This is a genomic window from Bacillus sp. FSL R9-9530 (assembly GCF_038008145.1).
Lineage (GTDB): Bacteria > Bacillota > Bacilli > Bacillales > Bacillaceae_G > Bacillus_A > Bacillus_A mycoides.
The window spans coordinates 3,935,306-3,948,828 of sequence record NZ_JBBOYO010000001.1 but is presented as its reverse complement, the minus strand read 5'-3'; the positions used below and the strand labels follow the sequence as shown (position 1 = coordinate 3,948,828).

Sequence of the window (13,523 nt, the reverse complement as noted above, 5' to 3'; positions counted from 1 at the left end):
CGAACCTATCTACAAAAGAATAATAACTCATTTTATTATGTCCTTATGTAAAAAACACTAAACTTATTCACAGTGGATAAGTTTAGTGTTTTTTAGTTATCCACATTTATTTTCTCCTCAAAAAAACCGGCACTCAATTGAGTAACCGGTCACTTGGAAGATATTACAACATACCGATGTGGTTCTTTTCCTTCAGAAGTTGTAATGATATTTTGATGATTAGATAATGCTTGGTGAATAATTTTTCGTTCGAAAGAAGGCATTGGTTCTAGAACAACTCTTTTTTTCGTACTCACTACTTGTTTTGCTAATCGATAGGAAAGAGATTCTAACGTATTTTTTCTTTTACTACGATAGTTTTCAGCATCCAGTGTAATACCAATATATTGCTTTGTATTACGGTTCGCAACAAGCTTTGTTAAATACTGTAAAGAATTCAACGTATTCCCTCTTTTACCAATTAAAACACCAATATTTTCACCAGAAATTGTAAATTCAACTTCGCGTCCTTTTACAATTTTTCTAATCTCAACTTCCACACCCATATTTTGAATAACATTTTTTAAATATTCTTCACATTCTTGGATTGGATCTTTTTTCAATACAACTTCTACAACAGCGGGGCGATTCCCAAATAAACCTAGGAACCCCCTCTTACCCTCATCGATAATATTTATATCTACTCGATCTTTCGAAGCATTTAATTGTCTTAAAGCATCTTGTACTGCCAGCTCGACTGTTTGTCCTTTAGCAGTAATCATACTCACTTGCTTGATCCTCCTGCCTTACTAGCCTTAATGTCAGGCCCTTTGATCATATACATTTGAGCGATACCAAAGATATTACCAACTACCCAGTACAATGATAGTGCTGCTGGGAAGTTAATTGCAAAGACTAAAATCATAATTGGCATAAGCCAAATCATCATTGCCATTTGCGGATTTTGTCCAGCCGTTCCTGCCATTGCAAGCTTTTGCTGAATAAACGTCGTAATAGCTGCAACAATTGGAAGGATATAGAACGGATCCGCCTGTCCTAAATCGAACCATAAAAATGTATGTTCACTAATTGCTGTTGTTCTCATAATCGCATGATAAAACGCGAATAAAATAGGCATCTGAACAAATATTGGTAAACATCCTGCTAATGGGTTTACACCATTCTTTTGATATAACTGCATCATTTCTTGTTGTAGTTTTTGCTGTGTTGCTTGATCTTTAGAACTATATTTCTCTTTTAATTTCACCATTTCTGGTTGTAACGCCTGCATTGCTTTCGTACTCTTCGTTTGTTTAATCATTAATGGTAATAATGCAAAACGAATGATAAGAGTTGTAACAACGATTGCTAAACCGTAATTACTATCAAATAATTCTGCAAAATACGTGATTAACTGAGAAAGCGGGTATACGAAATATTCATTCCAAATCCCAGTGCTTTTCGGTGTAATCGGTTGATTTGTTTCACTACAGCCAGTAGCAATTGCCATTAGCATAATAACCATGGCTAATAAACCTATTTTCTTTTTCAAAGCCTGCTCCTCCTTGTTTCGGTATGTATATAGTGTAATTCATTTCCTTACGCTACTTTTTTATTCTTTTCATACCAGAGCGTTTAAAGACATGAATTAAGCTTTTCTTTAACTCTTCATATGTCATCTCTGCACAAGGCTTCCTTGCTATTATAACAAAATCTTTTCCAGAATCTATCTCATCTTTTAATTCTATAATCGATTGGCGAATCATACGCTTAATTCGATTACGCACTACTGCATTTCCTATTTTCTTACTAACAGAAAGACCAATGCGAAAATGCGGCTGTTTTTCTTTATCTAATTTGTATACAACAAACTGGCGATTGGCATTCGATTGTCCTTTTTGGAAAACAGCCTGGAATTCATCATTCTTTTTTATACGATTTTTTTTCTTCATATCATTTGACACTCCTGTATTTCATCAGCGGAAACTCATTATTATTAGAAAAAAAGACCACTGAACGTTCAGTGGTCTACGCAGATAATACTTTTCTTCCTTTACGACGACGAGCTGCTAGCACTTTACGTCCGTTTGCTGTGCTCATACGGCTGCGGAAACCATGTACTTTGCTGCGCTTACGTTTATTTGGTTGGTAAGTTCTTTTCATTATATGACACCTCCCTGAGGAATATCTGTTAAAGACAGTCTAATAAATTATAGTAAATCAAATAGGAAAATGTCAATGGTTCTCGAAATTTTCATCAAATATTCATTTTTAACCTATTCACAAACTTTTTCACAGTACCTATATTTCCTTGTGGATAAATATATTTTCTCTTTTTTGTATCCACAAACTCTTTTTTTACTTTTACACAGTATATCGTGTTGTGGACAAGTTTATTCCACAAGGTATTGATTTTGTGGATAACTTTCTTAAATTCATTGCTATAGCTGCTTTTTTTTGATATTATAGTTGTGTTTTCACTTTGAATAAGTTTTCCACACCTTTATTTTATCCACAATTTGTGTATAACATGTGGATAGTTTAAATCACATGTGAGTAAATAGTTGTCCACATGTGTTATTTTGTCGAAAACTCTATCTCGGATACTAACGACGTTTTTATATTTTAAAATACGTTTCGTATAAATATGCACTAGAAATATTTACAGGTTGTACAATTGTTGCGCAACCTTATTCTTTTACCATCTTTGTAAAGGAGGGACACCTTTGGAAAATATCTCTGATTTATGGAATAGTGCCTTAAAAGAATTAGAAAAAAAGGTAAGCAAGCCAAGTTATGAAACCTGGTTAAAATCAACAACTGCTCATAACTTAAAAAAAGATGTATTAACTATTACAGCTCCAAATGAATTCGCTCGTGACTGGCTAGAATCTCATTATTCGGAACTAATCTCCGAAACACTTTATGATTTAACAGGGGCAAAACTAGCTATTCGTTTTATCATTCCCCAAAGTCAGGCAGAAGAGGATATAGATCTCCCTTCTGTTAAGCAAAAACACGCACATGATGAGTCTAATCACTTACCACAGAGTATGTTAAACCCAAAATATACATTTGATACATTTGTTATTGGCTCTGGTAATCGTTTTGCACATGCTGCTTCTTTAGCTGTAGCTGAAGCACCAGCTAAAGCCTATAATCCGCTCTTTATTTACGGGGGCGTTGGACTTGGAAAAACACATTTAATGCACGCAATTGGGCATTATGTAATTGAACACAACCCAAATGCAAAAGTTGTATATTTATCATCTGAAAAATTTACAAATGAATTTATTAATTCAATTCGTGATAATAAAGCTGTCGATTTTCGTAATAAATATCGTAATGTAGATGTCTTATTGATAGATGATATTCAATTTCTTGCTGGAAAAGAACAAACACAGGAAGAGTTTTTCCATACATTTAATGCGTTACATGAAGAAAGTAAACAAATTGTGATTTCAAGCGATAGACCACCAAAAGAAATCCCAACTTTAGAAGATCGCCTTCGTTCTCGCTTTGAATGGGGGTTAATTACGGACATTACGCCACCAGATTTAGAAACTAGAATCGCAATTTTACGTAAAAAAGCAAAAGCAGAAGGTCTTGATATACCAAATGAAGTTATGCTTTATATCGCAAATCAAATCGATTCAAATATTCGTGAACTAGAGGGTGCACTTATTCGAGTTGTAGCTTATTCATCTTTAATTAATAAAGATATGAATGCTGATTTAGCGGCTGAAGCGCTTAAAAATATTATTCCAAACTCTATACCTAGAATTATTTCTATTTCTGATATTCAAAAGGCTGTTGGGGGCGTCTATCAAGTAAAATTAGAAGATTTCAAAGCAAAAAAACGGACAAAATCCGTTGCATTCCCTCGCCAAATTGCGATGTATTTATCACGTGAACTTACGGACTCATCTTTGCCAAAAATAGGTGAAGAATTTGGTGGCCGCGATCATACAACAGTAATCCATGCTCACGAAAAAATTTCGAAGCTATTAAAAACGGATACTCAATTACAAAAACACGTTGAAGAAGTTAAGGATATTTTAAAATAGTAGTAGCTGAATAGTGTGAATAACTTAGCTTGTTTTACGCACAGTCTATCCACATGTAGATAGACTGTTTTTACATCTTTAAACAGGGTTATCCACATATCCACAAGCCCTATTACTATTACTACTACTTTTTTATCTTTATTAAATAAATAAAATCTTATACTTACCGGAGGTTTTTCGTTATGCGTTTTACAATACAAAAAGACTATCTTGTAAGAAGTGTACAAGATGTAATGAAGGCAGTTTCTTCTCGTACAACAATTCCAATTCTTACAGGGATTAAAGTTGTAGCAACTGAAGAAGGTGTTACTTTAACAGGTAGTGATGCAGACATCTCTATCGAATCATTTATCCCAGTCGAAGATGCTGGAAAAGAAATTGTGGAAATTAAACAATCAGGAAGTATTATTTTACAAGCAAAATATTTTAGTGAGATCGTAAAAAAATTACCTAAAGAAACTGTCGAAATTTCTGTGGAAAATCATTTTATGACAAAAATAAAATCTGGAAAATCAGAGTTCAACTTAAATGGTTTAGATGCTGCTGAATATCCGTTATTACCACAAATCGAAGAACATCATGTATTTAAGATTCCAACAGATTTACTAAAGCACATGATTCGTCAAACAGTATTTGCAGTTTCAAGTTCTGAAACAAGACCGATCTTGACAGGTGTAAACTGGAAGGTATATAACAGCGAGCTAACTTGTATTGCAACAGATAGTCACAGACTGGCACTTCGCAAAGCAAAAATCGAAGGGTATAATATTGCCGATGAATTTCAAGCGAATGTCGTTATTCCTGGTAAGAGCTTAAGTGAATTAAGTAAAATTCTAGATGAATCTGAAGAAATGGTAGATATCGTTATTACGGAGTATCAAGTATTATTCCGTACAAAACATTTATTATTCTTCTCAAGATTATTAGAAGGAAATTATCCAGATACAACGCGTTTAATTCCAGCTGAAAGTAAAACTGATATATTTGTAAATACAAAGGAATTTTTACAAGCGATTGATCGTGCGTCGCTGTTAGCAAGAGATGGTCGTAACAACGTTGTTAAATTATCGACATTAGAACAACAGATGTTAGAGATTTCCTCGAATGCACCAGAAATCGGAAAGGTAGTAGAAGAGGTTCAATGTGAAAATGTAGATGGAGAAGAATTAAAAATATCTTTTAGTGCAAAATATATGATGGACGCATTAAAGGCTTTAGATAGTACAGAAATTAAAGTTAGTTTTACTGGAGCGATGAGACCGTTTTTAATTCGCACAGTAAATGATGATTCCATTATCCAATTAATTTTACCAGTCCGTACTTACTAAGTAAGGATTAAGGGTTGCTAGTGTAAAGGTACTAGTGACCCTTATTTGATTTGTGGGGTATTACTTTCCTAATGCTAGTTTATTTAGTACAATGAAAGAATGAACACTTTCAGAAAGTGAGCGATTTTATGAAACTTATTAAGATTTCAACAGAATACATTACACTAGGACAATTTTTAAAGTTAGCTGATGTAATTGATACAGGTGGCGCTGTGAAATGGTTCTTACAAGAATATGAAGTATACGTGAATCAAGAACTTGAAAATAGAAGAGGCCGAAAGTTATATGCAAATGATATTGTTGAAATTCCGGGAAGCGGAACTTTCCAAGTTCAGGCATAAAGGGGGATCCCTTTGTTTATTACAGAAATACAATTAAAAAACTATCGCAATTATGAGCATTTAGAGCTTTCCTTTGAGGATAAAGTCAATGTAATTATTGGTGAAAATGCGCAAGGGAAAACGAATCTGATGGAAGCTATTTATGTATTGGCGATGGCGAAATCTCATAGAACTTCGAACGATCGTGAACTCATTCGTTGGGATGAGGATTATGGTAATATAAAAGGTAGATTACAAAGGCGAAATAGTTCAATATCCTTAGAATTAAACATTTCAAAAAAAGGTAAAAAGGCAAAGTTAAATCAGTTAGAACAACAAAAATTGAGCCAGTATATTGGTGAAATGAATGTTGTTATGTTTGCCCCAGAAGATTTAAATCTTGTAAAAGGAAGCCCTCAAGTACGAAGACGCTTTTTGGATATGGAACTTGGACAAATAGCTCCGGTCTATTTGTATGAATTAAGTCAATATCAAAAGGTACTCACGCAACGAAATCATTTACTTAAGAAGATGCAAGGGAATAGTAAAAATGAGGAAACGATGTTGGATGTATTTACACTTCAACTTATTGAGCATGGTGCAAAAATTTTGCGAAAACGTTTTGAGTTTTTGCATTTACTACAAGAATGGGCTGCTCCAATTCATCGCGGAATTAGCAGGGGATTAGAGGAGTTAGAAATCGTTTATAAACCAAGTGTAGATGTATCAGAATCAATGGATTTGTCGAAAATAAAAGAAGTATACTATGAAAGTTTTCAATCTGTGAAACAACGTGAAATTTTTCGGGGTACAACTTTACTTGGTCCTCATCGTGATGATTTACAATTCTTCGTTAATAGTAAAAATGTTCAAGTCTTTGGTTCACAAGGACAACAACGAACAACCGCACTATCCCTAAAATTGGCTGAAATTGAATTGATATACTCAGAGGTTAAGGAATATCCAATTCTTTTACTAGATGATGTGTTATCAGAATTAGATGATTATCGTCAATCGCATCTGCTAAATACAATTCAAGGAAAAGTACAAACCTTTGTGACAACGACGAGTGTCGAGGGAATTGAACACGAAACATTGAAAGAAGCGAAAACAATTCATGTAACGAACGGCACGGTAGATTGTGAAATAGACAGAAAATAATTTCTGTTTAAATGGAAAAGTAGGTGATCTTTGTGTCAATGGAACAAAAGCAAATGCAGGAAAATGCATATGATGAAAGTCAGATTCAGGTGTTAGAAGGACTGGAGGCAGTTCGAAAGCGTCCTGGTATGTATATCGGTTCTACAAGTGGAAAAGGTCTTCATCACCTCGTGTGGGAAATTGTTGATAACAGTATTGATGAAGCTTTAGCAGGATATTGTGATGAAATTAATGTCAGTATTGAAGAAGATAATAGTATTGTTGTAACAGATGATGGTCGTGGTATCCCTGTTGGTATACAAGAAAAAATGGGACGTCCCGCTGTAGAAGTTATTATGACGGTACTCCATGCCGGTGGTAAATTTGGCGGTGGTGGTTATAAAGTTTCTGGTGGTTTGCATGGTGTAGGTGCATCTGTTGTAAATGCTTTATCAACAGAATTAGAGGTATTTGTACATCGAGATGGAAAAATACACTATCAAAAATATGAACGTGGGGTCCCGGCTGCAGATTTAAAAGTAATAGGTGAAACTGATCGTACAGGAACGATCACACGCTTTAAGCCAGATTCAGAAATTTTTACAGAGACGACAGAATACGAATTTGATACATTAGCGACTCGTATGCGTGAGTTGGCGTTTTTAAATCGTAATATTAAATTAACAATTGAAGATAAGCGTGAACATAAGCAAAAGAAAGAATTCCATTATGAAGGTGGAATTAAATCATATGTTGAACATTTAAATCGTTCAAAACAACCGATTCATGAAGAACCTGTATATGTTGACGGTTCAAAAGATGGGATTCAGGTTGAGGTTGCTCTTCAATATAACGAAGGCTATACAAATCATATTTATTCATTTACAAATAATATTCATACGTATGAAGGCGGTACACATGAGGTAGGTTTTAAGACTGCTCTAACACGTGTAATTAACGATTATGGTCGTAAAAATAATATTTTAAAAGATGCGGATAGTAATTTAACTGGTGAAGATGTTCGTGAAGGCTTAACAGCAATCGTGTCAATTAAGCATCCAAATCCACAATTTGAAGGACAAACAAAGACGAAACTTGGAAATAGTGAAGCGAGAACGATTACAGAGTCTGTATTCTCAGAGGCGTTTGAAAAGTTCTTACTAGAAAATCCCAATGTTGCACGTAAAATTATAGATAAAGGGACTATGGCAGCACGTGCACGTGTAGCGGCTAAAAAGGCTCGTGAACTAACGCGCCGAAAGAGTGCTCTAGAAGTTTCAAGTTTACCAGGGAAGCTAGCTGATTGTTCTTCTAAAGATCCAGCAATTAGCGAAATTTACATCGTGGAGGGTGACTCTGCGGGCGGATCTGCAAAACAAGGACGCGATCGTCATTTTCAAGCGATTTTACCACTGAAGGGTAAAATTATTAACGTTGAAAAGGCACGTTTAGATAAGATTTTATCAAATGATGAAGTTCGTACAATTATTACAGCAATTGGTACAAATATTGGTGGGGATTTTGCTATTGAAAAAGCTCGCTATCATAAAGTTATTATTATGACAGATGCCGATGTTGATGGTGCACATATTCGTACCCTATTATTAACGTTCTTCTATCGTTATATGCGTCAAATCATTGAGTGTGGATATATATATATCGCACAGCCACCGTTGTTTAAAGTACAACAAGGTAAAAAAATTCAATATGCTTATAACAATAAAGAACTTGAAAAAATACTAGCTGAATTACCAGCTCAACCTAAGCCTGGGATTCAGCGTTATAAAGGTCTAGGGGAAATGAATCCAACTCAGCTGTGGGAGACGACAATGGACCCAGAAGTACGTTCGTTACTTCAAGTTTCCCTTCAAGATGCAATTGAAGCGGATGAAACATTTGAAATTTTGATGGGTGATAAAGTAGAGCCGCGTCGTAACTTTATCCAAGAAAATGCAAAATACGTGAAAAACCTTGATATTTAAGTGAGTAATGACAGGAATCTAAGTATTCCTGTCTTCTACATATAAATCAATGTATGTGTAACGGAAATGTAAGAGGAGGTGCTCGTTGATGTCAGACAATCAACAACAAGCACGAATTCGAGAAATTAATATTAGTCATGAAATGCGTACCTCATTTTTAGATTACGCAATGAGTGTTATCGTGTCTCGTGCATTACCAGATGTTCGTGATGGATTAAAACCAGTTCATCGTAGGGTTTTATATGCGATGAATGATTTAGGAATTACAGCTGATAAAGCATATAAGAAGTCGGCGCGTATTGTCGGCGAAGTAATTGGTAAGTATCACCCGCACGGTGATTCAGCTGTTTATGAAACAATGGTACGTATGGCACAAGATTTTAGTCAACGTTACATGCTTGTTGATGGACATGGTAATTTCGGTTCTGTTGATGGAGATTCAGCGGCAGCAATGCGTTATACAGAAGCAAGAATGTCTAAGATTTCTATGGAATTAATACGCGATATTACAAAGAATACAATTGATTATCAAGATAACTACGATGGTTCTGAAAGAGAGCCAGTTGTATTACCAGCGCGTTTCCCTAACTTATTAGTCAATGGTACGACGGGTATTGCGGTTGGTATGGCAACAAACATTCCACCGCATCAACTTGGAGAAGTAATTGATGGTGTGTTGGCATTAAGTCATAACCCTGATATCACTATCGCGGAATTAATGGAATATATTCCTGGGCCAGACTTCCCAACTTCAGGTTTAATCTTAGGGCGAAGTGGAATTCGAAGAGCTTACGAAACAGGTCGCGGTTCTATTATACTTCGTGCTAAAGTTGAAATTGAAGAGAAAGCAAATGGTAAACAAACTATTATCGTAACAGAACTACCTTATCAAGTTAATAAGGCGCGATTAATTGAAAAGATCGCAGAACTAGTTCGTGATAAGAAAATTGAAGGTATTACAGATTTACGTGATGAATCAGATCGAAATGGTATGCGTATTGTTATGGAAGTACGTCGTGATGCCAATGCCAATGTACTATTAAATAATCTATATAAACATACAGCACTCCAAACTAGCTTCGGTATTAATATGTTGTCTCTTGTAAATGGAGAGCCACAAGTCTTAAATTTAAAACAAAATCTATATTATTATTTAGAGCATCAAAAGGTAGTGATTCGTAGACGTACTGCTTATGAATTAGAGAAAGCAGAAGCGCGTGCTCATATTTTAGAAGGCTTACGAATTGCCTTAGATCATCTTGATGAAGTTATTACTTTAATCCGTAGTTCAAAAACAGCTGATATTGCAAAACAAGGTTTAATGGAACGTTTCGGCTTAAGTGAGAAACAAGCGCAGGCGATTTTAGATATGCGTTTGCAACGTTTAACTGGATTAGAACGCGAAAAAATCGAACAAGAATATCAAGATTTAATGAAGATAATTGCAGAGTTAAAAGCAATTTTAGCAGACGAAGAAAAAGTTCTTGAAATTATTCGCGAGGAATTAGCTGAAGTAAAAGAGCGTTTTAATGATAAGAGAAGAACAGAAATTACAATTGGCGGTATGGAAGCTATAGAGGATGAAGATTTAATCCCAGAACAAAATATCGCAATTACACTTACTCATAATGGTTATATTAAGAGGTTACCGGCTTCTACGTACAAAACACAGAACCGTGGGGGACGTGGTGTACAAGGAATGGGTACGAATGATGATGACTTTGTCGAACATTTATTAACAACGTCTACTCATGATCATATTTTATTCTTCACAAACAAGGGTAAAGTATACCGTACAAAAGGATATGAAATCCCAGAGTATAGTCGTACAGCAAAAGGTATACCGATTATTAATCTATTAGGGGTAGATAAGGGTGAGTGGATCAACGCTATTATTCCAATTCGTGAATTTGGTGACGACCAGTTCTTATTCTTTACAACGAAACAAGGTATCTCTAAGAGAACACCACTTTCATCATTTGCCAATATACGTACAAATGGTTTAATTGCAATTTCTCTTCGTGAAGAGGATGAATTAATCTCTGTACGCTTAACATCTGGTGATAAGGATATTATCGTTGGGACAAGTAACGGTATGCTAATTCGTTTCAATGAGCAAGATGTGCGTTCAATGGGACGTAATGCGGCTGGTGTAAAAGCAATTACATTAGGTGATGAAGATCAAGTTGTAGGTATGGAAATTGTCGAAGAGGATGTAAATGTTCTAATTGTAACCAAAAATGGTTATGGAAAGCGTACACCGATTGATGAATACCGTCTGCAAAGTCGTGGTGGTAAAGGTCTGAAGACTTGTAATATTACAGATAAAAACGGTAAGTTAGTAGCGGTTAAGTCTGTAACAGGCGAAGAAGACATTATGTTAATTACAGCAGCAGGCGTTATTATTCGTATGCCGGTTGATCAAATCTCTCAAATGGGACGTAATACACAAGGTGTTCGTCTAATTCGATTAGAAGATGAGCAAGAGGTAGCGACAGTAGCAAAAGCGCAAAAAGATGAAGAAGAAGAATCTAATGAAGAGGATTCTTCTGAAGAGTAAGAGTGGGGATTTCTCCCCCTCTTATTTTTTTATAATAATACTTGCATAGCAATAGGAAAGTGTATATAATAGGAAAAGTCAGCAAATGAGAGATACAAGTTATCGGAAAAAACTTGTTGACGAAAATAATATACTATGATATATTATGAAAGTCGCTGAAACGCGATGTTGAACTTTGAAAACTAAACGAAACAAACAACGTGAAACGTCAATTTTTATTTTTAGATGCTAGACAAACTAACTTTATTGGAGAGTTTGATCCTGGCTCAGGATGAACGCTGGCGGCGTGCCTAATACATGCAAGTCGAGCGAATGGATTAAGAGCTTGCTCTTATGAAGTTAGCGGCGGACGGGTGAGTAACACGTGGGTAACCTACCCATAAGACTGGGATAACTCCGGGAAACCGGGGCTAATACCGGATAATATTTTGAACTGCATAGTTCGAAATTGAAAGGCGGCTTCGGCTGTCACTTATGGATGGACCCGCGTCGCATTAGCTAGTTGGTGAGGTAACGGCTCACCAAGGCGACGATGCGTAGCCGACCTGAGAGGGTGATCGGCCACACTGGGACTGAGACACGGCCCAGACTCCTACGGGAGGCAGCAGTAGGGAATCTTCCGCAATGGACGAAAGTCTGACGGAGCAACGCCGCGTGAGTGATGAAGGCTTTCGGGTCGTAAAACTCTGTTGTTAGGGAAGAACAAGTGCTAGTTGAATAAGCTGGCACCTTGACGGTACCTAACCAGAAAGCCACGGCTAACTACGTGCCAGCAGCCGCGGTAATACGTAGGTGGCAAGCGTTATCCGGAATTATTGGGCGTAAAGCGCGCGCAGGTGGTTTCTTAAGTCTGATGTGAAAGCCCACGGCTCAACCGTGGAGGGTCATTGGAAACTGGGAGACTTGAGTGCAGAAGAGGAAAGTGGAATTCCATGTGTAGCGGTGAAATGCGTAGAGATATGGAGGAACACCAGTGGCGAAGGCGACTTTCTGGTCTGTAACTGACACTGAGGCGCGAAAGCGTGGGGAGCAAACAGGATTAGATACCCTGGTAGTCCACGCCGTAAACGATGAGTGCTAAGTGTTAGAGGGTTTCCGCCCTTTAGTGCTGAAGTTAACGCATTAAGCACTCCGCCTGGGGAGTACGGCCGCAAGGCTGAAACTCAAAGGAATTGACGGGGGCCCGCACAAGCGGTGGAGCATGTGGTTTAATTCGAAGCAACGCGAAGAACCTTACCAGGTCTTGACATCCTCTGAAAACTCTAGAGATAGAGCTTCTCCTTCGGGAGCAGAGTGACAGGTGGTGCATGGTTGTCGTCAGCTCGTGTCGTGAGATGTTGGGTTAAGTCCCGCAACGAGCGCAACCCTTGATCTTAGTTGCCATCATTAAGTTGGGCACTCTAAGGTGACTGCCGGTGACAAACCGGAGGAAGGTGGGGATGACGTCAAATCATCATGCCCCTTATGACCTGGGCTACACACGTGCTACAATGGACGGTACAAAGAGCTGCAAGACCGCGAGGTGGAGCTAATCTCATAAAACCGTTCTCAGTTCGGATTGTAGGCTGCAACTCGCCTACATGAAGCTGGAATCGCTAGTAATCGCGGATCAGCATGCCGCGGTGAATACGTTCCCGGGCCTTGTACACACCGCCCGTCACACCACGAGAGTTTGTAACACCCGAAGTCGGTGGGGTAACCTTTATGGAGCCAGCCGCCTAAGGTGGGACAGATGATTGGGGTGAAGTCGTAACAAGGTAGCCGTATCGGAAGGTGCGGCTGGATCACCTCCTTTCTATGGAGAATTGATGAACACTGTTCATCAATATAAGTTTCCGTGTTTCGTTTTCGTTTAGTTTTGAGAGTTCAATATAAGTATTGACTCTTAAATAGGAATATGATATAAATAAATTCCGCAATTTGTATGGGCCTATAGCTCAGCTGGTTAGAGCGCACGCCTGATAAGCGTGAGGTCGATGGTTCGAGTCCATTTAGGCCCACCATACATTTTACGGGGCCTTAGCTCAGCTGGGAGAGCGCCTGCCTTGCACGCAGGAGGTCAGCGGTTCGATCCCGCTAGGCTCCACCAAAAAGCTATTTTATATAGCAAATGGTATGTTCTTTGAAAACTAGATAACAGTGTAGCT

Annotated in this window: 10 protein-coding genes, 2 tRNA genes and 1 rRNA gene; 9 read left to right on the top strand and 4 right to left on the bottom strand. The window is 37.4% G+C overall.

Annotation, left to right across the window (positions count from 1 at the left end; genetic code table 11):
- Positions 1–149: 149 nt before the first annotated feature.
- The 4 genes from jag to rpmH all read right to left on the bottom strand — a co-directional run bounded on the left by jag (position 150) and on the right by rpmH (position 2,142).
- Positions 150–767: an RNA-binding cell elongation regulator Jag/EloR gene (gene jag / locus MKX66_RS19880; protein WP_002166368.1), complete on the bottom strand. Its 618-nt coding sequence runs from the start codon at positions 765–767 to the stop codon at positions 150–152.
- Entirely contained in the window at positions 764–1,531 is a 768-nt protein-coding gene (spoIIIJ, locus tag MKX66_RS19875; protein WP_088040531.1) for a YidC family membrane integrase SpoIIIJ, read from the bottom strand. The genes jag and spoIIIJ overlap by 4 nt, the downstream gene beginning before the upstream one ends.
- A 52-nt stretch (positions 1,532–1,583) precedes the next feature.
- Positions 1,584–1,931 carry a ribonuclease P protein component gene (rnpA, locus tag MKX66_RS19870; RefSeq protein WP_002089963.1) on the bottom strand — a complete coding sequence of 116 codons (348 nt, stop codon included), beginning with the start codon at positions 1,929–1,931 and terminating at the stop codon, positions 1,584–1,586.
- A 76-nt stretch (positions 1,932–2,007) separates the two neighbouring features.
- Entirely contained in the window at positions 2,008–2,142 is a 135-nt protein-coding gene (rpmH, locus tag MKX66_RS19865) for a 50S ribosomal protein L34 (protein WP_000831901.1), read from the bottom strand.
- A gap of 563 nt (positions 2,143–2,705) precedes the next feature.
- Here rpmH and dnaA point away from each other — a divergent pair.
- From dnaA to MKX66_RS19820, 9 genes are all read left to right on the top strand, one after another.
- Positions 2,706–4,046 carry a chromosomal replication initiator protein DnaA gene (dnaA, locus tag MKX66_RS19860; RefSeq protein WP_002016481.1) on the top strand — a complete coding sequence of 447 codons (1,341 nt, stop codon included), beginning with the start codon at positions 2,706–2,708 and terminating at the stop codon, positions 4,044–4,046.
- A 182-nt stretch (positions 4,047–4,228) separates the two neighbouring features.
- Positions 4,229–5,374, top strand: coding sequence for a DNA polymerase III subunit beta (gene dnaN, locus MKX66_RS19855; protein ID WP_002016482.1), 1,146 nt, complete (start codon positions 4,229–4,231; stop codon positions 5,372–5,374).
- A gap of 128 nt (positions 5,375–5,502) precedes the next feature.
- Positions 5,503–5,715, top strand: a complete 213-nt coding sequence (yaaA, locus tag MKX66_RS19850) for a S4 domain-containing protein YaaA (RefSeq protein WP_002016484.1) — start codon at positions 5,503–5,505, stop codon at positions 5,713–5,715.
- Positions 5,716–5,727: 12 nt separating this feature from the next.
- The gene (recF, locus tag MKX66_RS19845) at positions 5,728–6,855 is read left to right on the top strand and encodes a DNA replication/repair protein RecF (protein WP_002034987.1); all 1,128 of its coding nucleotides are present in this window, start codon (positions 5,728–5,730) and stop codon (positions 6,853–6,855) included.
- Positions 6,856–6,893: 38 nt separating this feature from the next.
- Entirely contained in the window at positions 6,894–8,816 is a 1,923-nt protein-coding gene (gene gyrB / locus MKX66_RS19840; protein ID WP_002034986.1) for a DNA topoisomerase (ATP-hydrolyzing) subunit B, read from the top strand.
- 88 nt (positions 8,817–8,904) lie between these two features.
- Positions 8,905–11,376 carry a DNA gyrase subunit A gene (gyrA, locus tag MKX66_RS19835; RefSeq protein WP_002016488.1) on the top strand — a complete coding sequence of 824 codons (2,472 nt, stop codon included), beginning with the start codon at positions 8,905–8,907 and terminating at the stop codon, positions 11,374–11,376.
- 243 nt (positions 11,377–11,619) lie between these two features.
- A 16S ribosomal RNA gene (locus tag MKX66_RS19830) occupies positions 11,620–13,171 on the top strand.
- Positions 13,172–13,302: 131 nt separating this feature from the next.
- Positions 13,303–13,379, top strand: a tRNA-Ile gene (locus tag MKX66_RS19825).
- Between the two features lie 10 nt (positions 13,380–13,389).
- Positions 13,390–13,465 (top strand) — tRNA-Ala (locus tag MKX66_RS19820).
- Positions 13,466–13,523: the final 58 nt, after the last annotated feature.